This window comes from Billgrantia kenyensis (genome assembly GCF_013697085.1).
Lineage (GTDB): Bacteria > Pseudomonadota > Gammaproteobacteria > Pseudomonadales > Halomonadaceae > Halomonas > Halomonas kenyensis.
In genome coordinates this window covers 1-20960 of record NZ_JACEFT010000034.1, presented here as the reverse complement: position 1 = coordinate 20960, position 20960 = coordinate 1, and the positions used below count along the sequence as shown (strand labels likewise).

25 protein-coding genes and 2 pseudogenes are annotated in these 20960 nt (G+C 60.1%); 20 read left to right on the top strand and 7 right to left on the bottom strand.

Features of this window, described 5'->3' with window-relative positions; all coding sequences use genetic code 11:
• The first annotated feature begins 98 nt into the window (after positions 1-98).
• Both H1D44_RS18265 and H1D44_RS18260 read left to right on the top strand, forming a co-directional pair.
• A complete protein-coding gene (locus tag H1D44_RS18265) occupies positions 99-1802 on the top strand; it encodes a methyl-accepting chemotaxis protein (RefSeq protein WP_181516665.1) in 1704 nt (567 codons plus the stop codon).
• Positions 1803-2026: 224 nt separating this feature from the next.
• Positions 2027-3376 (top strand): cytochrome P450, encoded by a 1350-nt coding sequence (locus tag H1D44_RS18260; protein WP_181516663.1) that lies wholly within the window; start codon positions 2027-2029, stop codon positions 3374-3376.
• Between the two features lie 35 nt (positions 3377-3411).
• Here H1D44_RS18260 and H1D44_RS18255 read toward each other — a convergent pair whose 3' ends face one another.
• Positions 3412-4941, bottom strand: coding sequence for a sensor domain-containing diguanylate cyclase (locus H1D44_RS18255; protein ID WP_238984430.1), 1530 nt, complete (start codon positions 4939-4941; stop codon positions 3412-3414).
• 335 nt (positions 4942-5276) lie between these two features.
• On the opposite strand from H1D44_RS18255, the gene H1D44_RS18250 reads away from it, so the two are divergent.
• On the top strand, positions 5277-6104 hold the full coding sequence (locus tag H1D44_RS18250) for an AraC family transcriptional regulator (RefSeq protein WP_181516661.1): 828 nt from the start codon (positions 5277-5279) through the stop codon (positions 6102-6104).
• A 223-nt stretch (positions 6105-6327) separates the two neighbouring features.
• Here H1D44_RS18250 and H1D44_RS18245 read toward each other — a convergent pair whose 3' ends face one another.
• Both H1D44_RS18245 and H1D44_RS18240 read right to left on the bottom strand, forming a co-directional pair.
• The gene (locus H1D44_RS18245) at positions 6328-6921 is read right to left on the bottom strand and encodes a LysE family translocator (RefSeq protein ID WP_181516660.1); all 594 of its coding nucleotides are present in this window, start codon (positions 6919-6921) and stop codon (positions 6328-6330) included.
• A 73-nt stretch (positions 6922-6994) separates the two neighbouring features.
• Complete coding sequence (locus H1D44_RS18240; protein ID WP_181516658.1) at positions 6995-7681, bottom strand: type 1 glutamine amidotransferase domain-containing protein; 687 nt, start codon at positions 7679-7681, stop codon at positions 6995-6997.
• A gap of 201 nt (positions 7682-7882) precedes the next feature.
• On the opposite strand from H1D44_RS18240, the pseudogene H1D44_RS18235 reads away from it, so the two are divergent.
• The 3 genes and pseudogenes from H1D44_RS18235 to H1D44_RS18225 form a co-directional block, all read left to right on the top strand.
• Positions 7883-8023: pseudogene (locus H1D44_RS18235) on the top strand (GFA family protein); the annotation flags it as partial.
• Positions 8024-8231: 208 nt separating this feature from the next.
• Positions 8232-8384: pseudogene (locus H1D44_RS18230) on the top strand (transposase); the annotation flags it as partial.
• A gap of 150 nt (positions 8385-8534) precedes the next feature.
• Entirely contained in the window at positions 8535-9254 is a 720-nt protein-coding gene (locus tag H1D44_RS18225) for a hypothetical protein (protein WP_181516656.1), read from the top strand.
• 133 nt (positions 9255-9387) lie between these two features.
• On the opposite strand, the gene H1D44_RS18220 is transcribed toward H1D44_RS18225, so the two are convergent.
• On the bottom strand, positions 9388-9813 hold the full coding sequence (locus H1D44_RS18220; RefSeq protein ID WP_181516654.1) for a DCC1-like thiol-disulfide oxidoreductase family protein: 426 nt from the start codon (positions 9811-9813) through the stop codon (positions 9388-9390).
• A gap of 95 nt (positions 9814-9908) precedes the next feature.
• On the opposite strand from H1D44_RS18220, the gene H1D44_RS18215 reads away from it, so the two are divergent.
• From H1D44_RS18215 to H1D44_RS18195, 5 genes are all read left to right on the top strand, one after another.
• Positions 9909-10478: an MAPEG family protein gene (locus H1D44_RS18215; RefSeq protein ID WP_181516652.1), complete on the top strand. Its 570-nt coding sequence runs from the start codon at positions 9909-9911 to the stop codon at positions 10476-10478.
• Between the two features lie 78 nt (positions 10479-10556).
• Positions 10557-10712, top strand: a complete 156-nt coding sequence (locus H1D44_RS18210; protein WP_238984431.1) for a hypothetical protein — start codon at positions 10557-10559, stop codon at positions 10710-10712.
• Positions 10709-11272 carry a dihydrofolate reductase family protein gene (locus H1D44_RS18205; RefSeq protein WP_181516650.1) on the top strand — a complete coding sequence of 188 codons (564 nt, stop codon included), beginning with the start codon at positions 10709-10711 and terminating at the stop codon, positions 11270-11272. Before H1D44_RS18210 ends, H1D44_RS18205 begins: the two co-directional genes overlap by 4 nt.
• 22 nt (positions 11273-11294) lie before the next feature.
• A complete protein-coding gene (locus H1D44_RS18200; RefSeq protein WP_181516648.1) occupies positions 11295-11804 on the top strand; it encodes a GNAT family N-acetyltransferase in 510 nt (169 codons plus the stop codon).
• Positions 11801-12577, top strand: coding sequence for an SAM-dependent methyltransferase (locus tag H1D44_RS18195; RefSeq protein WP_181516646.1), 777 nt, complete (start codon positions 11801-11803; stop codon positions 12575-12577). The genes H1D44_RS18200 and H1D44_RS18195 overlap by 4 nt, the downstream gene beginning before the upstream one ends.
• 18 nt (positions 12578-12595) lie before the next feature.
• On the opposite strand, the gene H1D44_RS18190 is transcribed toward H1D44_RS18195, so the two are convergent.
• The gene (locus H1D44_RS18190; RefSeq protein WP_238984432.1) at positions 12596-13243 is read right to left on the bottom strand and encodes a CIA30 family protein; all 648 of its coding nucleotides are present in this window, start codon (positions 13241-13243) and stop codon (positions 12596-12598) included.
• 183 nt (positions 13244-13426) lie between these two features.
• On the opposite strand from H1D44_RS18190, the gene H1D44_RS18185 reads away from it, so the two are divergent.
• The 6 genes from H1D44_RS18185 to H1D44_RS18160 all read left to right on the top strand — a co-directional run bounded on the left by H1D44_RS18185 (position 13427) and on the right by H1D44_RS18160 (position 18252).
• Positions 13427-15631, top strand: coding sequence for an OsmC domain/YcaO domain-containing protein (locus tag H1D44_RS18185; protein WP_181516644.1), 2205 nt, complete (start codon positions 13427-13429; stop codon positions 15629-15631).
• A gap of 129 nt (positions 15632-15760) precedes the next feature.
• A complete protein-coding gene (locus H1D44_RS18180; RefSeq protein ID WP_220128162.1) occupies positions 15761-16279 on the top strand; it encodes a DUF4188 domain-containing protein in 519 nt (172 codons plus the stop codon).
• A 159-nt stretch (positions 16280-16438) separates the two neighbouring features.
• On the top strand, positions 16439-16915 hold the full coding sequence (locus H1D44_RS18175; protein WP_181516642.1) for a LabA-like NYN domain-containing protein: 477 nt from the start codon (positions 16439-16441) through the stop codon (positions 16913-16915).
• A gap of 87 nt (positions 16916-17002) precedes the next feature.
• On the top strand, positions 17003-17665 hold the full coding sequence (locus tag H1D44_RS18170; RefSeq protein WP_181516640.1) for a dihydrofolate reductase family protein: 663 nt from the start codon (positions 17003-17005) through the stop codon (positions 17663-17665).
• A gap of 84 nt (positions 17666-17749) precedes the next feature.
• Positions 17750-17992, top strand: coding sequence for a type II toxin-antitoxin system Phd/YefM family antitoxin (locus H1D44_RS18165; RefSeq protein ID WP_181516638.1), 243 nt, complete (start codon positions 17750-17752; stop codon positions 17990-17992).
• The gene (locus H1D44_RS18160; RefSeq protein ID WP_181516636.1) at positions 17989-18252 is read left to right on the top strand and encodes a Txe/YoeB family addiction module toxin; all 264 of its coding nucleotides are present in this window, start codon (positions 17989-17991) and stop codon (positions 18250-18252) included. The genes H1D44_RS18165 and H1D44_RS18160 overlap by 4 nt, the downstream gene beginning before the upstream one ends.
• Positions 18253-18311: 59 nt before the next feature.
• On the opposite strand, the gene H1D44_RS18155 is transcribed toward H1D44_RS18160, so the two are convergent.
• The gene (locus tag H1D44_RS18155) at positions 18312-18758 is read right to left on the bottom strand and encodes a methyltransferase family protein (protein WP_181516634.1); all 447 of its coding nucleotides are present in this window, start codon (positions 18756-18758) and stop codon (positions 18312-18314) included.
• Between the two features lie 87 nt (positions 18759-18845).
• On the opposite strand from H1D44_RS18155, the gene H1D44_RS18150 reads away from it, so the two are divergent.
• From H1D44_RS18150 to H1D44_RS18140, 3 genes are all read left to right on the top strand, one after another.
• A complete protein-coding gene (locus H1D44_RS18150) occupies positions 18846-19445 on the top strand; it encodes a Crp/Fnr family transcriptional regulator (RefSeq protein ID WP_181516633.1) in 600 nt (199 codons plus the stop codon).
• Positions 19435-19824, top strand: a complete 390-nt coding sequence (locus H1D44_RS18145; protein ID WP_181516631.1) for a DUF1801 domain-containing protein — start codon at positions 19435-19437, stop codon at positions 19822-19824. Before H1D44_RS18150 ends, H1D44_RS18145 begins: the two co-directional genes overlap by 11 nt.
• Positions 19825-19973: 149 nt before the next feature.
• On the top strand, positions 19974-20513 hold the full coding sequence (locus H1D44_RS18140; protein ID WP_181516629.1) for a hypothetical protein: 540 nt from the start codon (positions 19974-19976) through the stop codon (positions 20511-20513).
• 95 nt (positions 20514-20608) lie between these two features.
• Here the strand turns inward: H1D44_RS18140 and H1D44_RS18135 are convergent, their stop codons facing one another.
• Entirely contained in the window at positions 20609-20896 is a 288-nt protein-coding gene (locus H1D44_RS18135) for a helix-turn-helix domain-containing protein (RefSeq protein WP_181516627.1), read from the bottom strand.
• Positions 20897-20960 lie beyond the last annotated feature (64 nt).

Sequence of the window (20960 nt, the reverse complement as noted above, 5' to 3'; positions counted from 1 at the left end):
GGACATGGCGATGAGGTTGGCGGCTAAACTCTGCTGCTCACTTGCCGATGATAGAGGTATGACACATACCCCTCATGGCGAATTGCAGGAGTGGCACGATGAAGAACTTGTCCATCAAATGGAGCTTGTCGGGGGCCCTGGCAGCACTGGTGCTGATGATCGGTCTGATCAGCGGCCTGGGCTTCTATTCGAATGCCGCCAGCGAAAGTGCCTTGCATGAGCTGGCGGAAACCAACGTCAAGCTCTCCACCCTTGCCAATCGAGCTCAGGTCAATGTGCTCAGGGCACAGACGTTCCTCGATCGCTACGCCGCTCATAGCGCCCAGGGCAATCCCGAGCGGGGCGGTGAGAACCAGCAAATGGCCGTGGCTGCCATTGCGGCGGCTCAGGAGCGATTCGATGAATTCCGCGACGTGCCCATCGATCCTGACGATACGCGAGCTCCTCTCGTCGCAGCCATATCCGATGCCTACGATGCCTACGTCATCGAAGGGCTGGTGCCGCTGCTGGATGCGGCGCCTTTTCTGGTCCAGCGCCGGCAGGATGAGTTGGCAGAGCTGGGGGCTGAACTGGATATCGCAATGGAGGCCTTCATCGAGTACAGCGAGCAGCGGGGCGATGCCGCGATCGCTGAAGTGGAAACTCTAGGCAATCGTGTCGGAGCCGTTGCCATCGGCCTGCTGGTCGTGGCCCTGGTCGCTGCCTGGCTGATCCGCTTTGCCATGATGCGAGTGGTGGTCACCCCCCTGCGGGAGGCCATTGCTCACTTCGAGCGCATCGCCGGCGGCGACCTTACGGTACGTATCGAGGACCATGGTCGCAACGAGATCGGCCAGCTCTTCCGTGCCTTGGGGGGCATGCAGGAAAAGCTCAAGGTGCTGGTCGTGTCGCTGCGGGAGAGCAGCGAAAACGTCTTCACCGGGGCAGGAGAGATTGCTTCAGGCAGCCAGGACCTTTCCTCGCGTACCGAAGAGCAGGCTTCGGCTTTGCAGCAGACCGCCTCCAGCATGGAGGAGATGGCGTCCACCGTAAGCAAGAATACCGAAACCGCGGTCGAGGCCGACCGGCTCTCCGCCTCCGCTTCGCAGACGGCCGAGAGTGGCGGCCAGGAGGTCGAGCATACCGTACAGCTCATGCGTGAAATCGCCGATAGCGCCAAGCGCATCAACGACATCATCGGCGTCATCGACTCCATCGCCTTCCAGACCAACATTCTCGCACTCAATGCCTCTGTAGAAGCGGCAAGGGCCGGCGAGCAGGGCCGTGGCTTCGCCGTGGTGGCAAGCGAGGTACGCTCCCTGGCCAGCCGCAGCGCGGAATCGGCCAAGGAGATTCGCAGCCTGATCGAGGAAACCACCACGCGTATCAGCAGCGGTGCCGAGCAGGCCGAGCGCAGCGGTGCAACGATTGAGCAAACCGTCGATTCGATCCGCCAGGTCAGCGCCCTCATGGCCGAGATTTCCACCGCGACGCGGGAGCAGAACAGCGGCATCGAGCAGATCAATGCGGCGCTGACCGAGATGGACTCGGTCACCCAGCAGAACGCCTCTCTGGTACAGCAGACCAGTGCTGCCGCTTCCTCGCTGGAGGACCAGGCCAGCCGCCTTTCTGCCTTGATCGCCACCTTCCGTGTCGACGAATCGGCGTCGAACGCGGCGAGTCGCGAGTCGGCGTCCAAGACACGTCCTGAAGCCCACGGGGGAAAGCCGCCCGAAAGCCATCAGCTGGTGAAGCTGACCGATCCCAAGCCGGTGGCTTCCCGTAAACAGGCTACGGCGGAGGATGACTGGAGCGAGTTCTGACCCCGGCCCAGCGGAGTCGTGCCTCCTGTCGACGACCTCGCGCCTGCGGGAAGGCCGGAAGTCTGGGGGCTCGGGGGAGCTGCGGCCATGCCCTGCGGTGGGGCCGTAGCCATCCGTGCCTGACATCGTTTCACAGCTGTAATTTTTTGTACTAACAAGCACTTGCCTGCCGTTGCGTGTCTAGACTGCTGGTCACATGTGGAGTTATCGACAAGGAGGGCGACATGCACAGGGATTCTGCTCAGGACACATTGCCTATGGCCACCGTCGGTGAAACGCTGGCCGTGGTGGGGGATGTCTTCGCACCCAATATTGCCAAGGGAGTCATCGTTCGGCGACCGAAAATGGTGGGCCTGGCGGAGAAATTGGGACTGGACCAGCGCGCCATCCAGCGCCTGCAGAAACTCAACGAGAAGTACGGCCCGGGGCCGCTGATACTGAACACGCCTGACAGCAAGCGGATGGCGCTGATTCTCGACCCCGATCACGCCAACCGTGTGCTCGATGAGACGCCTGAACCGTTCGCTACCGCCGAGTGGGCCAAGCGCAAGGCGCTCGAGCACTTCGAGCCCGACATGGCGCTGGTTTCCCACGGCCCCGAGCGGGCAGAGCGCCGGCGCTTCAATGAAGAGGTGTTGCAGAGCGACTGCCCGGTGCACGGCCTGGGGGCACGTTTCGCTGAGGTCGTCGAACAAGAGGCCAGTGAATTGCTCACCCAGGTGGAACAGGAGGGCGGCAAGCTCGACTGGGACCGGTTCGAGACCACCTGGAACAGGGTGGTGCGCCGCGTGGTGCTGGGGGATAGCGCCCGCGACGATCATGCCCTGACCGAGATGCTGGAAAAACTGCGCTCCGCCGCCAACTGGGCTTTCTTCCATCCGGGCCATGACCGCGTGAAGGAGGATTTTCACGAGCGCGTCTGCACTTACCTGAAGCGAGGAGAAGAGGGCAGCCTGGCCGGGGAAATCGCACGATTGCCCACCAGCGAAATCACCCAGCCGGAGCATCAGGTCCCGCAGTACCTGTTCGCCTTCGACCCGGCGGGCATGGCCACTTTCCGGGCCTTGGCGCTACTGGCCGCTCATCCCGATCATGGTGAACGGGCGCAGGCCGAGATAGCCGAGCACCTTCAGCAGCCGGCGGCCAAGCTGGACTACCTGCGTGCCTGCTTGCTCGAGTCGCTGCGGCTCTGGCCCACCACGCCAATGGTGCTGCGTCAGACCACCCAGGAAACGGAATGGGAAAACGGCATCATGCCGGCGGAAACCTCGATTCTGATGCTGGCTCCCTATTTCCATCGCGACGACCGCCACCTGGATAATGCCCACCGTTTCGATCCCGACCTCTGGCTGCAGCCGGGTGAGGCAGGCGACTGGCCGATGATGCCCTTCAGCGGTGGGACCGGCATCTGTCCCGGTAGGCGCGTGGTGCTGACGGTGACCAGCCACATGCTGGCCAGGCTGCTGCAGGGGCGAGAGTACCAGCTCAGCCCACCGAATCGATTGCTGAGCAGCAAGCCGATGCCTCCGCTGCTCAACAACTACGATCTGGAGTTCGACATCAAGGCAGGCTAGGGGCGCTGGCTGGCTGCCTCCATCGGGGGGCGAGTTCAGCCTGCCGCTCTTTCCCGGCGTCGCTGGCTCTTGTTGTCGTACATGCGTTCGTCGGCAAGGGCCAGCACCTCCTGGGCCTGGGTCTCAGTGGAGCTGGCGCTACCCAGGCTCAAGCGAAGTCTCAGCGTGACTTGATGGCCCTGCGCCGTCACGAGGGTACACTGCTCGCCTTCCAGGTGCCTGCTGATCTCGTTGGCGAGGCGCTCTGCGGCCGATAGGTCGGACGAAGGAAACAGCACGACGAATTCGTCGCCGCCGTAGCGCGCCAGGATATCGCTCGAGCGACAGTGTTTATCCAGGCGCTCCGCTACCGCGCAGATGAGCTGGTCGCCGGCGATGTGGCCGTGCTGATCATTGACCTCCTTGAGTCCATCGACATCCATCATCAGCACGGCGAAATCCAGGCCTGGCGGGTGGCTCTTGCCCTGGATGCTCGACTGCAGTGCGTCCTCGAAGTAGCCACGATTGTAGAGCCCCGTCAGTCCGTCGCGCTCCGCCGTTCTCGTGAGTTCCAGGTTGAGCAGCTTGTTCTCGGTAGCGGCCGCCAGTTGATCCACGAACAGAGTCAGCATCCGCTCGAGGGAAACATCTAGCCTGGGGGCGTGTACCACCAGCCAGCCGTCGTACAGGCTCAGGCGGTTTGCCATGGGTGTCGCATACAGCTGTGCGTTGTCGGCGGTCCGTCGCAGCTTGAGCGTCTGCTTCGGTTGGATGGGCGGCGTGGCAAGCAGGTGTTGCAGGTTTTCCTCGTCCTCCTGTGACAGGTGCATGCCGACCGCAGCCGCGTAGCGGGTCACATCGGGGCGTTGGCGCTCCTGTAGAAAGACGGCAAAGCCGTATTCAGGGAAGTTGGCACGCAAGTGCTGCAGTGAATCCTCCAGCAGCGTATCGATGTTCGAAGCGCGATTGGCCACCACGCCGAGATCGAGCAGTGCCTGGAATACCCTGTTCTTGAACTTGATCTCGATGATGCTTCGTCCGAGCTGGCGATTCTGCCCATACATGACCTGGGCAATGGCAAGAAAGTAGAGCACCGCCCCGGCGCCTTGATAGAGATCCAGTCCTGGGCTCACGTAGGGCCGAACCTCGAATCCCGTCAGCAGGCTCCAGCCGAGGCCGCCACAAGCGAACAGGGCCAGGGCGGCCAGCATCCTGCGCAAGCCGCCGACCACCATGTTGTTCATCAGGCAGGCCAGGCCGATGGTGATCGTCGCCAGAACATAGAAATCGAGCACCCCGCACCAGATACCGAATAACAGGCTGTCGAAGAGAAGGTTCCTGAACTCGGCGCGCTTGGAGTTCCGGGCTCTCGCCGCATGTAGATAGGCCAGTGCCGGCCATGCCAGCAGGAATAGTCCCGGCAGGATCAGTGTCCAGGTGCTGCCCTCCGCCACGGCGATCCAGACCGTCAGGCCGAAGGTATGCAAGAAGGCGAAAGCGCGCGGGGCCAGCGTAGCCATGGCGAGACGATGCGGCTGCCTGAACGGACGATGACTGCGGATGGGCTCGGTCTTGTCGTTGGTCACGGTCCCGCTCTATGTCAATACCGAGCCTGACGAAGGCCAGGCTCGATGGTATTACTGGTGAGTCATTCAGTGAGGCATGTTCGAGCATACACCTGAAGATTAATTAGCCAATACTGTGGGCTCATTATTCGTTAGTCGAAAGCACGAAGGTGTCTGCCGGGTAGCACGACAGCGAAATTGCGTAAGCCTCACTGGGTGTCAGGGAATTAGTTTCCTGATCTCAAGGGTACACGCATGCCACACGCCAGCTTAGAGGGCATGCTCCACACATGCAAAGCGCGGCGGATGGTGCCATGCTTGACAGTCGAGACGTGATTTCCGGAGCCTCATGCCATATGACGACTCGGCACCAGCCCCTGTTCTGGCGTGATGCCCGCATGCCCCATGTGGAGCTGCGCAAGGTAGAGGACGGTCGCAAGGTCTGCTACGCGCCGCACAGTCATACCCAATGGTCGCTGGGGGCGATTACCGAGGGGGAGAGCACGTTCCGCTACCGCGATGCCCGCTACCACGTCGCAGCCGGCACGCTGGTAATGATGAACCCCAACTGGATGCATGCCTGTAGTGCCATCGATGAGCGCCCCTGGGGCTACCTGATGCTCTACGTGGATGCCCGTTGGCTGAGCGAGCTTCGCTACCAGGCCGGGCTGCTGGCAGCGCCGTACTGGCAGGACATCGCCACGGCCGTAATTCGCGAGCGGAAATGGTACGAAGGGTATTGCCAGCTGGCTGCCTGTCTGCTTGACTCGAAGCGAGAACTGCTCGACAAGCAGACCGCAGTGGTAGAGTACCTCTCCGCGTTGATGCACGCGCTAGCCGGCCAGTCGGTGCAGCCCGTTGCCAAGGCTCCCGCCTTGTTACAGGAACTGGCGGCCTGGCTGGATGCCCACGCCGCCGAGGAGATATCGCTGGAGGACCTTTGCCGACGCAGTGGCTACAGCCCCGGCCATCTCATCCGTGCCTTCAGGCAGCATTTCGGCTTTACCCCGCACGCCTACCAGGTCAATCGTCGTGTCCAGTTGGGGCAGCGCGAGCTGAAGGCCGGCAAACCGATTGCCGAGGCGGCGCTGAACGCAGGATTCTCCGATCAGCCGCACTTTCAGCGCACTTTCAAGCGCCTTGTGGCCGCCACTCCCAACCAGTACCGTCAGCCCACTGGCTGAGTGGAATAGCTCTCTGCGCACCTGGTGTCAGTTTCCTGGTACGTTTGTCTAATTGACCGCACGGTTATTATTGGTTATTTTGTGTAAATAAAGCTGCTTAGACAGCTTAGAAGAAAACGCAAGTACGCAGGGAACTACCCAGCAAATGAAGATGGTGTGGCTACACTATCCTTGTTTGCTGGGTTGTTTTGTTTTGGCCCTTGCCAAAGGGCCGGCATGCCCATCATTCGACCAGCAGGGCCACACAGCTTCCGGCAAGAATCAGCGCCAGCGTGCGGTTGATGGCGACCAGCACGGCCGGCCGCTGCACGCTGCGGCGCAGAAAGGCGCCGGCATAGACCCAGCTCCCCAGCGACAGCCAGCAGATCGGCAGGTAGAGCGAGGCGAACAGCAATACCTGGTTCAGTTCACCGCCGCTGGTGTAGGCGCCGATGCCGGAAGCCGAAGCCAGCCACGCCTTGGGGTTGAGCCACTGCATGACAGCCCCCGTCATGAACCCCGGCGCCTGCTGGGTTTCGCCCTCGGGCAAATGCCCGTCATCGTGGAACAGCCGCCAGCTCAGGTAGAGCAGAAATGCCACCCCGGCCCAGCGCAGCGCTACCTCGAGGCCCGGCGCCATCGTCAGCACAGAATAGAGACCCAGCCCCACAGCAATGAACAGGGCGACGAACCCCAGCGTGGCGCCGGTGACGAATACCAACCCCTGGGAAAGCGGATAGCGCGTACCGCTGCTCAGGCATACCAGGTTTACCGGCCCGGGCGAGATCGAAGCCGCAAGGGCAAACGCCGACATCGGCAGAATCATGGCAAGGCTCATCGTCATCCTCCTGGGTGTCAATGAGCCAAGCGTGCCGCGAAGAGGGGCCGCGGTATTGAACGAAATTGAGGTCTTACTTACCCAGTGCAGCCAAGAGCAGGTTGGCAGTCGGCTCGGAGGAGGGCGGGTTCTGCCCGGTGATCAGTAGCCCATCCTGGCGGGTGTAGGAAGTGAACACATCCGCCTTGGAGTAGTGGGCGCCGCCTTCCTTCAGTGCATTCTCCACCAGGTGCGGCACGACCTCGGTCAGGCCAACGGCCTCCTCCTCTTCATTGGTAAAGCCGGTGACCTCGCGGCCTCGAATGATCGGCTCGCCTGCGGGATCGCGGGCATGGATTAGCACGATGGGGGCATGGCATACGGCAGCTACCGGCTTGTGCTGCGCCCAGAAGGTCTCGATCAGGCGGATCGAATCCGCATCGTCGACCAGGTCCCAAAGCGGGCCGTGGCCGCCGGGATAGAAGATGGCATCGAACTCGTCGGCGCTGACTTCGCTCAGCTTGCGGGTATTGGCCAGCGCCTGCTGGGCCTTGTCGTCCTGCTGGAAGCGACGGGTTGCGTCGGTCTGGCTCTCCTCGGCGTCGCTCTTCGGGTCCAGCGGTGGCTTGCCGCCCTTGGGCGAGGCCAGTACCACTTCGGCGCCGGCATCCAGGCAGACGTAGTAGGGTGCCGCCAGTTCCTCCAGCCAGAAGCCGGTGGGTTCGCCGGTATCGCCCAGGCGGTCGTGTGAGGTCAATACCATCAGTATGCGCTGGCTCATGAGGCTCTCCGTTCTTGCCGTTGGTGGATATTCGGGTCCATGGTGGTGGAAGGGCTATACAGGAGCGTAGCTTGTCCGCGTGGCTTGGCCAGGGCCGCTTGATCAGGTGCTTTGCCTGCTGCGACTTGCTGCGATAGGAGCCGCGGCCCAGCCCAGTGAGCTGAGAGAGAGGAGACGGGATAAGCCCGAGGAGGAGAGGACATGCTGCTCAAAGGTTCCTGCCATTGCGGTGCGGTTCGTTTCAGCGTCGAGTCGCCGCATCCTTACCCTTATCAGCGCTGCTATTGCTCCATATGCCGCAAGACCGCCGGCGGTGGCGGCTACGCCATCAACCTGAGCGGCCTCGCCGGTCGAGGGGGCAGAACATCCGGAACCCTACAGGTAAGTGCCCGAGCAAAGGAAAACACGCATCAGTTCATTGTGGCTGTATGATTTCGTTGGTGCGTGATGCGAGATAATTTGAGCGCAGGCACTTAGCATCAGAAAGCCTGTGCAGAACTCATTGAACCGGTGGCTTTTGGTAGAGCTCTCCTTGTATTGTACCGAGCAGACTATCTACCACTGGAAGGCCAAGTACAGCGGCATGGAGGTCTCGGAAGCCAAGCGCCTGCGCGAGCTGGAAAGCGAGAATGCCCGACTCAAGAAGCTGCTGGCGGAAAGCGCCCTCGACAATGCCGCGCTCAAGGAGATCGTCTCGGGAAAGTGGTGACGCCCGAAGTGATCTTGCCCAGCAATGTGCCTGAAGGAAGCGGTTGCTCACATTGATGACGGACCTAAACCAGAGGGAAGGTCAGGCGCTTGCAGTGCTTTTGTGGTGGCTGTTGTTTTTTCAATTTTTGGCAGGTGATATAAGGTGATTTTTTATACTTTTTTTGGTGTGGCTGTGATAGTGGCTGTCCACCTTTTCGGCTATCGTCTCTTGGGTTATAAGGGGCGATCAGCTCGGTTGTTGGCATCATTAGCTGGTGGAACGTCCGTTGCATATGTATTTCTCCAAATTCTTCCCAAGCTTGCCTACAGTGATTTAATACTAACGCAGTCGGAGATATTGAGCGCGGCAAGGTGGCAGCATCATGCATTTCTGCTGGCCATGGTGGGTATGATCGGTTTTTTGGGAATTGATCAAATGACGAAAAAGCTATCGTTGGAAGGACAGCCGAATTCGATGATAAATCACTTCAGAATTATAGTCGTTGTTTATTTTTTCTATAATTTTCTTGTTGGTTATGTTCTTTCCTTTCAGTGGGGTGTGGGTGGCGGGCGCTCGCTCTTTCTTTATGTTCTTGCGATGAGTTTTCATTTTTTGTTTGTGGGATATATGCTGGGTCGGCATCATTCCGAACACAAAGTGATACAGGTACGTTGGTATTTTGCAGCTGCACTGTCGTTGGGATGGCTTGCCTCTCTGGTAAGAGAGCTTCGTCCCGAGTTTCTCGCGTCTCTGCTAGCGCTCTTGGCTGGTGCAATGATTGTCATAACATTAAAGGAAGAGCTGCGTGATGAGACGCTGGACGAATTCTTTACATTTGCTTTAGGTGCTTTTTTGTATACGATTCTCCTGATGAGAATTTAATTTAATTTAATCTCAAGTGGGGCGTTGAATGTAGGTGGCAACCAGTGCTTCGCCGGCTACCCCGAGGAGAGCATCGCCGAGTGGCATCAGCGGCGTGGGCTGGAAATGCCTTGAGCGTCTCGGCCAGCGAGGCTCACTTACGCCCCAGGTTGTCGATGGGGCCTTTTCCCAGCACCTGCAGCAGGCCGGTGCGGCACGCTCTGAACAGGGGATAGAGCCTTGCCGTGCGCTCGGGGCTGGCAAACAGCCGATACATCAGGCGATTGAACAGGCCGCTGCGGGTCCCGAGCAGGGTGAGGCGGTGCAGGGCTTGGCTGCCGTGATACCACTGCTCGCCGATCTGCAGGGCAAAGCCTTCATCCAGGTCGAAGCCCATGGCGGTGAGTTCGCGGCGCGCCTCACTGTCTTGCCTGGCATCGATCAGCTCGAGTTCACCGACGTCATGGCGAATGCGCTGCCAGCGCACGTAACGCCGGCACATCGGGCACTCGCCGTCGTACACCAGGCGCAAGTGACGGTCCGAGGGAGCCGGCACGTTCGAGTCATCCTCTGAAGGCATTTTTGCTTCCTTTTCCTTTGTAGGCTGCTTGCACCAGCATGGAGGTTAGAGCCTGCACAAGCCAAGGTGGATGCTTTATCCAGGAGGAAATGGGCATGAGTCAGGGCTACAAGACACCCCCAGACCAGATCGACATGCAAGGTGCCGAGCGCAAGATCCGTGCTTCGGGAACGCTCGGCTTCGTGCTTTTCGGCATAGCGGTGGGCGCAGCCTACTGGCTCTTGCCTGCGTTCATCGCTTTTCCCGTCGAGCTTGGGGAGCGCCTGGCCTTTGCCGCCCGAGCCGGCGCCGTGGTGGCGTTCTGCGTGCTGGTGGCCGTCGGCCTGGTTTCTACCACCCGCCGGTTTTCGCCTGAAGACATCGGCGGCTCGGCTGCCGGGCCGCCGAGCGAGAAGCTCGCCATCTATGTGGCGTTTCTGCAGAACACCCTGGAGCAGGCGGTATTGGCGGTCGGGTTCTATATTGCCTACGCCAGCCTGGTGGCAGGGGCGTGGCTCTCGCTCATACCCGTCAGCGTGGCGTTCTTCGTTGTCGGCCGAGTGCTGTTTCTGCGTGGCTATCGGCAAGGCGTGGAAGGGCGCGCGCTGGGCATGGTGCTGACCATGACCCCCGCCATCGTGGGCTATCCGGTGGTGTTCATTCTGATGGTGCTGAGTTGGCTGTAAAGGTGGTTGTGTGAAGAAAGTCACGGTATATCGTACAACCTAGCGGGCTACTCCCGGCCCAAACAGGAGATTCACAGCATGAGCTTCGGCAACACAACGCCAATACTGCGCATTTTTTGGCTCATCTACGAGGGAGTGCCACCGGAGTATTTCTTCGCTTTGCCCTTCGGCGATCATGTTCCGCAGGGTAGCGTTACCTTCCATGAAGCATTTCTTGCGGATGGACAATCATGAAAACTCAGTACTACACCGCAGCCAGTCTCGATGGCTTCATTGCCACGGAGGAGGATTCCCTGGAGTGGCTGTTCACTCTGGGCGACCTGGGCGACTCCAGCTATCCGGCGTTCATCGCCGAAGTAGGCGCGCTGGCCATGGGGGCTTCCACCTACGAGTGGATCCTGCGCAATGCCGATACCGTGGCGGCCGAAACCGGCTCGCCATGGCCCTACACCCAGCCGACCTGGGTATTCACCCATCGCGACCTGGCGATTCCCGAAGGAGCGGATGTCCGCTTCGTGCAGGGGGAGGTGGGGCCTATCCATGAAGAGATGCGTGCAGCCGCGGGCGGAAAAAACCTCTGGGTCGTCGGTGGTGGCGATCTGGCGGGGCAGTTTCACGATGCCGGTTTGCTCGATGAACTCATTGTTCAGATTGGCTCCGTTACCCTGGGCAAGGGGAAGCCGCTGTTTCCACGTCGCGTACTGAGCCCGGTCTTGCGTCTCGAGTCGTTACGCCAGATGGGGGCCGGCATGGTCGAGCTGCGCTACGAGGTTTCCCGCCACGACCAAGAGTAGCGACTGACAGAAGGGAACCATCATGACAGTCCGTCTTGTTCCGTTCAGTGAGGGTGACTTGCCTCTGGTTGAACAGTGGCTTAGCGCCCCGCACGTCCGCGAAAGATGGGGCGATCCCGAGGAGAACCTCGAATCGCTGTGCCTAGCCTTGCCCAGCGGGTACTGGAGAGCCATCATCGAAGCCGATGGGCGCAAGGTGGGCCTGGTCCTGTGGCAGCACCCGACTCGTGAGGAGCTGGATGTGGCGGGGCTTGCCGACATCCCGGCCAGCGTAATCGACATCGACATCATGATCGGCGAGCGGGGCGCCGTGGGCAGGGGGATCGGGTCGAGCGCCATTCGGATGGTCGCCGAGCAAGCCCTTGCCGACGTGTCGGTGCCTTTCCTCATTGGTTGTGCCGCGCCTGACAATCTGGCCTCGCAGCGGGCGTTCGCCAAGGCCGGGTTCCAGCGCGACAGGGAGTTCGATGACGTGCCGAACGGCATTCATGTGTTGATGGTGAGACATCGCCAGGCGGAGAGTAAAGAATGAGCCAACCGAGCCCGCGCTTCTGGGAAATCTTCTTCGAGGTCTTCGACGCTCTGCCGCGGCAGGGGCCGGGCAATCGGGAGTGCGCAGCGAAAGCCCTGGCCATGTGCCAGGAGCTCCCGGCGGCAGCCAGGGTGCTCGACCTGGGGTGTGGCGCAGGCGGGCAGACGCTGCAGCTTGCCGAACTCCTGCCCACGGCCAGTATTACGGCGGTGGACACCCATGCCCCGGGAATCGCGCGGCTACAGGCGGAGTTCGCCGCGCGTGGGCTTGCGCATCGGGCAAGTGCCATCGTCGGCGACATGGCTGAGCCGGAGAGCCTGCCAACCGGCTTCGATCTCATCTGGTCCGAAGGGGCGCTGTACAGCGTGGGATTGCAAACGGCGCTGTCAGCCTGTCATGACCTGCTCAGGCCTGGGGGATACCTCGCCTTCACCGATGCCGTGTGGTGCAGGGAAAACCCGCCGGCTCAGGTCAAGGCGAGTTTCGATCTCGACTACCCGGGTATGGGGCGGCGTGAAGACGACCTGTCGGCGATTTCCGCGGCCGGCTTCGACGTGGTCGGCCACTTCACGCTGCCGGATGAAGCCTGGTGGGACGATTTCTACACGCCCATGGAGGCACGCATCGAGGCGCTGCGGCCGCGGTATGTCGAGGATGCCGAAGCCACGGCCACCCTCGACCGGATCGCCGAGGAGCCTGCCATGCACCGCCGCTATTCGGACTACTACGCCTATGAGTTTTTCGTGGCCCGGCGGCCGCTGGAACATCGCTGAGCGAGAGTCGCCCAGGCTTCACCTTGCTTGGCCCAGCGTTTCGATGCGGGAGACGTCCAGCCGGAAGGCGCCTTCTCGGCGATCGGCGATCATCAGGCCGACCTGCCGGATCTGATCGAGCGCCAGGGGAGGGGCATCCTCGAGCTGGCGGCCGCGAAAGACCGCCTCGAACTCATTCCAGCGCAGCTCGATGCGCTGCCACTCGCCGGCGACAGGCTGGAATTGTGCTCGGTAGGCTGCCCCTGCCGGCAACTGGTCGGTATACAGGCGCAGCTGGTAGCGGCGGCCATCGCCGTGAACGTAGAGGGTTAGTGCGGCTGCGTCACTCAGGTCGAAGGCCTGGGGATCACGGCGGACCGAGGCGAACCCTCCGTTGTTTTCAAGCGAGGTTTCACCGCTGAAGATGCCGACGCCGGCCTCTGTCCGCAGGCCGCCCCGGGATACCCCACCCATCACGCCGTCATTGATGGCTCGCCAGCGGTCCGGCTCACCGGGGGCCTCAAAGTCGATCAGCAGGGTCATGCTCTCTCCTGGTAACGTGGCATTTGTGGTTACGTTAACTGCCGGTTCACGGGCGTGTACATCGTTGACGTAAAAGAGAAACGCAAACATCACGGCAACGGTGCTGATGACGACGATCATGGTGAGAAGGAGAAAGCGCGGCATGACCGTTCCTCATCGTTGTAATCAGATTGACCGCTGCAAGGCGATAGCGGAAGCCGGTCTTCCTGTGACCCCGGATCCTGTTATAGGTGCCTTTTTGTAACCCCGACATGACGCCCGGCGCGAAAAGCTGGATAATGCCGGGTTCCCACCTCGTACTGCCCAAGCCAACTCGTCCGGTGCTCCATGGAAATCAAGGTCAATTATCTCGACAACCTCCGTCTGGAGGCCAAGTTCGACGACTTCACGGTCATCTCCGACCAGCCGATTCGCTACAAGGGCGATGGCTCGGCGCCTGGCCCCTTCGACTACTTCCTGGCATCTTCGGCCATGTGCGCGGCCTACTTCGTGAAGGTGTACTGCAACGCGCGCAACATTCCGACCGAGAACATCCGGCTGTCGCAGAACAACATCGTCGACCCGGAAAACCGCTACAAGCAGATCTTCAAGATCCAGGTCGAGCTGCCGGAGGACATCTCCGAGAAGGACCGCGAGGGCATCCTGCGCTCCATCGACCGCTGCACGGTGAAAAAGGTGGTGCAGACCGGGCCGGAGTTCCAGATCGAGGTGGTCGAAAACCTCGATGAGGACGCCCAGGCCCTGTTGATGGTGCAGCCCGACGAGGACGCCTACACCTGGATCGAGGGCAAGGACCTGCCGCTGGAGCAGACCATCGCCAACATGTCCGGCATGCTCGCCGATCTGGGCATGAAGATCGAGATTGCCTCCTGGCGCAATATCGTCCCCCACGTCTGGTCGCTGCACATACGCGATGCCGCATCCAACATGTGCTTCACCAACGGCAAGGGCGCCACCAAGGAGAGCGCGCTGTGTTCGGCGCTGGGCGAGTTCATCGAGCGCCTGAGCTGCAACTTCTTCTACAACGACCAGTTCTTCGGCGAAGAGATCGCCAATAGCGCCTTCGTCCACTACCCCAACGAGGAGTGGTTCAAGCCCGGGCCCGGCGACGCGCTTCCTGAGGGCATCCTCGACGCGTACACCCGCGAGATCTACGACCCGGAGGGCGAACTGCGCGGCTCGCACCTGATCGACACCAACTCCGGCAAGCGGGAGCGTGGCATCGTCGCCTTGCCCTTCGAGCGTCGCTCGGATGGCGAGACGATCTTCTTCCCCTCCAACCTGATCGAGAACCTCTACCTCAGCAACGGCATGAGCGCTGGCAACACGCTGCACGAGGCTCAGGTGCAGTGCCTCTCGGAGATCTTCGAGCGGGCGGTGAAGCGTGAAATCCTCGAGCAGGAGCTGGCGCTGCCGGATGTACCCGTGGAGGTACTCGAGCGCTATCCGGCGATTGTCGAAGGTATCCAGGCGCTGGAGGCCCAGGGCTTCCCTGTGCTGGTCAAGGACGCCTCGCTGGGCGGCCAGTTCCCGGTCATGTGCGTGACCCTGATGAACCCGCGCACCGGCGGCGTCTTCGCCTCCTTCGGCGCTCACCCCAGCTTCGAGGTGGCGCTGGAGCGCAGCCTCACCGAGCTGCTGCAGGGCCGCAGCTTCGAGGGCTTGAACGACTTCCTGCCGCCGACCTTCAACTCCCAGGCCGTGACCGAGCCGAACAACTTCGTCGAGCACTTCATCGACTCCTCGGGGCTGGTCTCCTGGCGCTTCTTCAGTGCCAGGAGCGATATCGAGTTTGCCGACTGGGACTTTTCCGCCAGCGGTTCCAGCAGCAACGAGGAGGAAGCGGCCACCCTGTTCGGGATCCTGGAAGAGATGGGCCTGGAGGCCTACATGGCCGTACACGAGGATCTGGGCGCGCCGGTATGCCGCATCCTGGTGCCGGGCTACTCCGAGGTGTATCCGGTGGACGACCTGATCTGGGACAACACCAACATGGCCCTGGACTACCGCGAGGACATCCTCCACTTGCATGAGCTGAGCGACGAGAAGCTTGCCGACCTGCTGTCACGCCTGGACGAGAGCCAGCTCGACGAGCACATGGACATCGTCACCCTGATCGGCATCGAGTTCGACGAGAACACTGTCTGGGGCCAGCTCACCATCCTCGAGTTGAAGCTGCTGATCAACCTCGCGCTTGGGCAGCATGAAGAGGCCCTGGAGCGGGTCGAGATGTTCCAGCAGTACAACGACAACACCGTGGAGCGCGGACTCTTCTATCAGGCCATGGCCGCGGTGCTGGAGATCGTGCTCGACGACGAGCTGGAGCTAGACGACTTCCTCTACAACCTCACGCGCATGTTCGGCGAGGAAACCATGGCCGCGGTAGTGGGCTCGGTCACCGGCGAGGTGCGTTTCCACGGCCTGACGCCGACGAACATGCAGCTCGAAGGACTGGAAAAGCACCAGCGCCTGATCGAGAGCTACAAGAAGCTGCATGCCCACCGCGCCAGGCGAGCGGGCCTGGCGCTGTAAGCCGAGCACGATACAGCTCCATAGTAAACGAGCGCCCCGGGCCAGCACTGGCTCGGGGCGCTATGCTGTCTGCCCTTCATTCCTCTCCACTTGAACCGACGTTGCCGGCTGCGTTGCGGTTGTCTACTGTTGGGCAAACTCATCCATGCCCCGGCTGCCATGGAGAAAAACAAGATGCCAAGAATTTACCGCGAGCGAATGCAGGCGAGCATAGAAGGGGATTTCGTCGTATTCATCATCGGCATGAAAATCAACAAGCCGTGGAAGGTGCATAAGTGGTGGCCCGTTTTTACCGCCATGCCCAGAATGCTCAAGGAGCTGCAAGCCAACCCTGAGCTTGGGATGCTGGGCCATATCGCCAGTTTCAGGTTCACGGTTCAGTACTGGAAGTCTTTCGAGCACCTGGAGGCCTATGCGCGAAGCAAGGACCATGCGCATCTCCCCGCCTGGAAGGCATTCAATGAGTCGGTGGGCAATAGCGGTGGCGACGTGGGGATATGGCACGAGACATACCGGGTGCGGGCTGGAGAGTACGAGTCGGTTTACCGTGGCATGCCCCGCTTTGGTCTGGCCCAGGCCGGCAGTATCCTGCCTGTCACCGGCGCTACCAAAACAGGACCGACGGTGGATACACGGCTCAATAGCTAGGCTTTCTGCTAAATATCGTGCTAGAAAGCCACGAGTCCCAATCGGCCGGGCTGCCTGGCGGTATAAGCCGGTCCGACCTCGATACATGGCGCCCTGGGCCGATATTGTCGGGGCGTTTGCATTTTCATCATTCACGGGGGAATCAATGAGAACAACGACATGGTGAAAGTGGCGATATTCGTCGACGTCCAGAACGTCTACTACACGGTGCGCCAAGCGTATAAGCGCAACTTCGATTACAACAAGTTCTGGGCGCAAGCCACTGAGGGAAGAGACGTCATCAAGGCCATTGCCTACGCCATAGACCGGGGCGACCGGAAGCAGCGGGAGTTTCAGAATATCCTGCGCGCCATCGGCTTCGAGGTGAAGCTGAAGCCATACATCCAAAGAGCGGACGGCTCCGCCAAAGGCGATTGGGATGTCGGCATTACCCTGGATGCCATCGAGTACGCCGAGCAGGCGGATGTCATCGTTATAGTATCGGGTGACGGTGACTTCGACCTTCTGGCGACCAAGATACGCGAGGTGCATGGCAAAAGGGTCGAGGTTTATGGTGTTCCTCAGCTGACTGCAAATTCGCTGATCCAAGCTGCCAATGAGTTCATACCGATAGACGAGAACATCTTGCTGGCTTGAGCGGTGACGAACTGGAAGCGCGATGTCGAATCTTGCCAGTGTCGCTCGACTACGGGTGACTATCGCACGCGTTAGAGGAGGGGCACGATGAGCCAGCTACGCGTTTCCTGCTTCAGTATCTCGCTGGACGGCTATGCCGCCGGCCCCGAGCAGAGCCTGGAAAACCCAATGGGCGTCAACGGCCTGGAGAGCCAGGACTGGCAGTTCGCGACCGCGACCTTCCAGCGAAAAGTGCTGGGCCAGTCGGGCGGAGAAACCGGCATCGACGACGATATCGTCGCCCGCGGCTTCGACAACGTCGGTGCCTGGATCATCGGCCGCAACATGTTTGGTCCCGTGCGTGGCCCCTGGCCCGATGAGAGCTGGAGGGGGTGGTGGGGCGACACCCCGCCGTTTCACATGCCGGTCTTCGTGTTGACCCATCATGCCCGCGATCCCATCGAGATGGCTGGCGGCACGACGTTCCATTTCGTCACCGAAGGCATTCATGCCGCCCTGGAGCGGGCCAGAGAGGCTGCCAAGGGCAAGGAGGTTCGTCTCGGCGGTGGCGTTGCCACGGTCCAACAGTACCTGCAGGCGCAGCTCGTCGATGAGCTTCACCTTGCCGTCACCCCGGTCCTGCTCGGCGCCGGTGAGCACTTGTTTGCCGGTCTCGACATGCGCGCGCTCGGCTATCGCTGCGTGGAGCGGGTGACGACCGAAAAGGTGACTCACATGGTCCTCAGGAGAAGCGCAGCAAGAGCGAACTGATCTCTACAGGGCCGTACGTATTGACGTACGTACCGGAAGGCGTACTCTTGCTGAAGAGTGTAGTAGTGAATGCAGAGGTGCGTCATGACCGGAATTACCGCTACGGAAGCGCGCAGCAACCTGTACCGGTTGATAGATGAAACTGCCGAATCTCACCTGCCGATTGTCATTATGGGCAAACGGAACAAGGCCGTGTTGGTTTCAGAAGAAGATTGGGCTGCCATACAGGAAACGCTGTACCTGCTCTCGGTTCCCGGCATGCGGGAGTCCATCCGCGAGGGAATGGAGACACCCGTCGATAAGTGTGATGGGGAGCTGGACTGGTGACATGGAGATTGGTCTACACCAAGCAGGCTCAGAAGGATGCAAAAAAACTGGCCGCAAGCGGCTTGAAGCCCAAGGCTCAGGAACTGTTGGAACTGATTTTGCAAGATCCCTACCGCAAACCGCCACCCTTTGAAAAACTCGTCGGTGATCTGGCGGGTGCCTACTCACGGCGGATCAATATCCAGCATCGCTTGGTTTACCAAGTGCTCGAAGACGAGCGAATCGTGAAGGTACTCAGGCTCTGGAGCCGTTACGAGTAAGATCCCGAGCACAAGGGCTACCAGCCCCCCCCCGCTCGGCTCCGTTGAGGTCGGCAAGCCTAGAGCCAGCGGCGCACCTCCGCCTTGTAATCGAGGTATGCCTGGCCAAACTTGTGTTGCATGTTGCGCTCCTCGACCGGGATGTACCAGAAGTTGACCAGCAAGGCGAAGCAGAGCGCTGCCAGGAAAGCGGCAATAGAGCCAAGGGAGATGGCAAGCCCTGTCAGAGCAATGACGAAGCCGAGATACATGGGGTTGCGCGTTACCGCGAACAGGCCTTGGCGGGTCAGCGAACCGGGTTCGCCGAAGGTGTCGATGTTGGTTTCCAACTGGCGGAACAGCTGTGCATGCCACTGGGCGATGCCGAGTCCAACGAGCAGCACGGCAATGCCGCCCCAGCGGTAAGGCGACTCCCACAGGCGTACGAGAGGAACGTATTGATCCAGCAGGACCATAATGACAGCGGTGAAAATCAGTGCACTGGGAGGAAGGATGAGCCAACGCATGATGAGTCTCCTGAGGGGGTATTGGTGGCAGCATCCCTCGGTGATATACGGTCAGCGTTAACCTGGGTTAATGAGCGGTGAAGGGCAGTGAGCGCGGCAAAGACAATTCTCGAGCGGCTGGCGGGCGATTCGCTACCGGACTGGCACTTGGTCGAATCTGCGCTACGGCGTAAGACACTGGCACCCGGTGAGTGCCTTTTCCTGGTGGGCGTTGCCCATCCGGTCGTCTATTTCGTGAAAAGCGGCGTCATCAAGATGGTCTACGAAACCTACGACGGCGATGCCTGGGTCAAGGCATTCGCTGCCGAAGGCAGGTTCTTTGCCAGTCTTGCCGGACTATCGCCCGGTGGTGTCACCAGCTTCAGCGCCGTTGCCGCCTGTTCGACTTCGGTCGAATCGCTGCCATACCCCCTGCTGGATCAGCTAGGCGACAAGCACCCACAATGGCAGCGTGCCCTCCGCAAAGGCTTCGAGCTCTACGGTTTTCGCAAGGAAGCGCGCGAGCGCGACCTGTTGACACTCTCCGCGGAGCAGCGCTACCGGCGTTTCATCGAAGAGCACCCGCTGATCGCCGAGCGAGTGACGGACCGGGACATAGCAGGCTACGTGCGGGTCACGCCGGTTGCCCTCAGCCGGATCAAGGCACGCATCAAGCTCAGGCAGAGGGAGGAGAACGATGCATCCTGACATTTTCGCCTACAACCAGCAGCAGGCGCCTGGCGATAAAGCGATATGCGATCTCCTGGCCGAGACCATCGACAGCCATCTATCCGAGGCCGAAAACAGGATATGGCACGGCCATCCCGTGTGGTTCCTGGATGGCAACCCGATCGTCGGCTACAAGAAACTTAAGCACTGCGTGCGTCTCCTGTTCTGGAGCGGCCAATCCTTTGATGAGTCAGGCCTGCAGAAAGAGGGGAGCTTCATGGCGGCCGAAGTGCGTTATACCGTTATCTCTCAAGTCTGCCTAGAGGATCTCCAGCGCTGGCTCGGCAAAGCCCGGGATATCCAGTGGGATTACCGAAACATCGTCAAACGCAAGGGGCGTCTTGAACGGCTGAAGTGAAATTTGTGGTGAGTGTTACCTTCCTGTCGCGATGCTAACACCTCATATTGATCCATGACCTTTAGAATTGTTCTTATTGTTACTGTGTGTTACATTTTGCATTCTTAAAGTTCAACCAGTTGCAGGCTGCCAAGGAATCCGGAGGGAAAGTGAAGAGAGACTTTCATTATATTGCAGACCTGCTGGAGGGCTTTTTTAAGCAGAGAAAAATTGGTAAGGCGCTTCGTATTATTGAGGAATGTGAAATTACCGGATGGGAGGTGTGGTTCCAGATTGAGTTTTCCTACTATCTTAGTCAACACGAATCCTTCCCTGAATGGTGGCGGGAAAGGCCGGTTGAGTTTGATAGGAGGAGAGAAAAGGAAAAAAATTTCTGTCGACCCGATTTCATAATAAGGAAAAAGGGGTGGAGGCAGGACGCCTACGCGGCGTTAGAGGTAAAGCAGCACCCGGAAGCTGCGGTTTGCTTCTCTAATATGATGAGAGATATAGAGAAGATTGCAAAAATTAAATCATCATCGCTTGATGTCAGGTCCTTTTGGGTACTGGGTATTCATCGGAAAAAATCAAAATCTGAACTTAGGGATATGGTCATGAACAGGTTCGAAGCCGCTGGCCTGGACTATTTCGAGGAATCAACTTTGATTAGATACATTCCAAACAGTAACTACGCATACACGATGTTTTAGTCTTCCGCTTTTATTTTGCGAAATGGTGCGGGGGGAGCCGTACCGTTGCGGCGTGATGAAAAACGCTAAGGTGGGTAGGGCTCAGCCATGTAGCTCTACGGTGGCGCTAGCCAGACCTGCCGGCCCTTGCGCTCGAGCCTGCCTTCGCGCTCAAGCTGTGCCAGCGCGCGATAGACCGATTCATGCGTCAGCCCGATTTCACCCGCTAGGGCCTTCCAGCTACTCGGCAGCGTAAATGCCGCGTTCTCTCCGCTGGCGTGAGCCTGCAGATAGGCGAGCAGGCGCTCCTGGGCGCTGGCTATGTTGAGAATCTCGATGCGCAGGCGCGCCTCATGCAGCCGTCGAGCCAGATCGATCATGAGCTCGGTCGGTAAGCGCTCCACGAACCCCACCTGTTGCGGCCTGAGTTAGACCGGTAGCGTGTCTCTCCAGCGCCAGGGCAGCAGC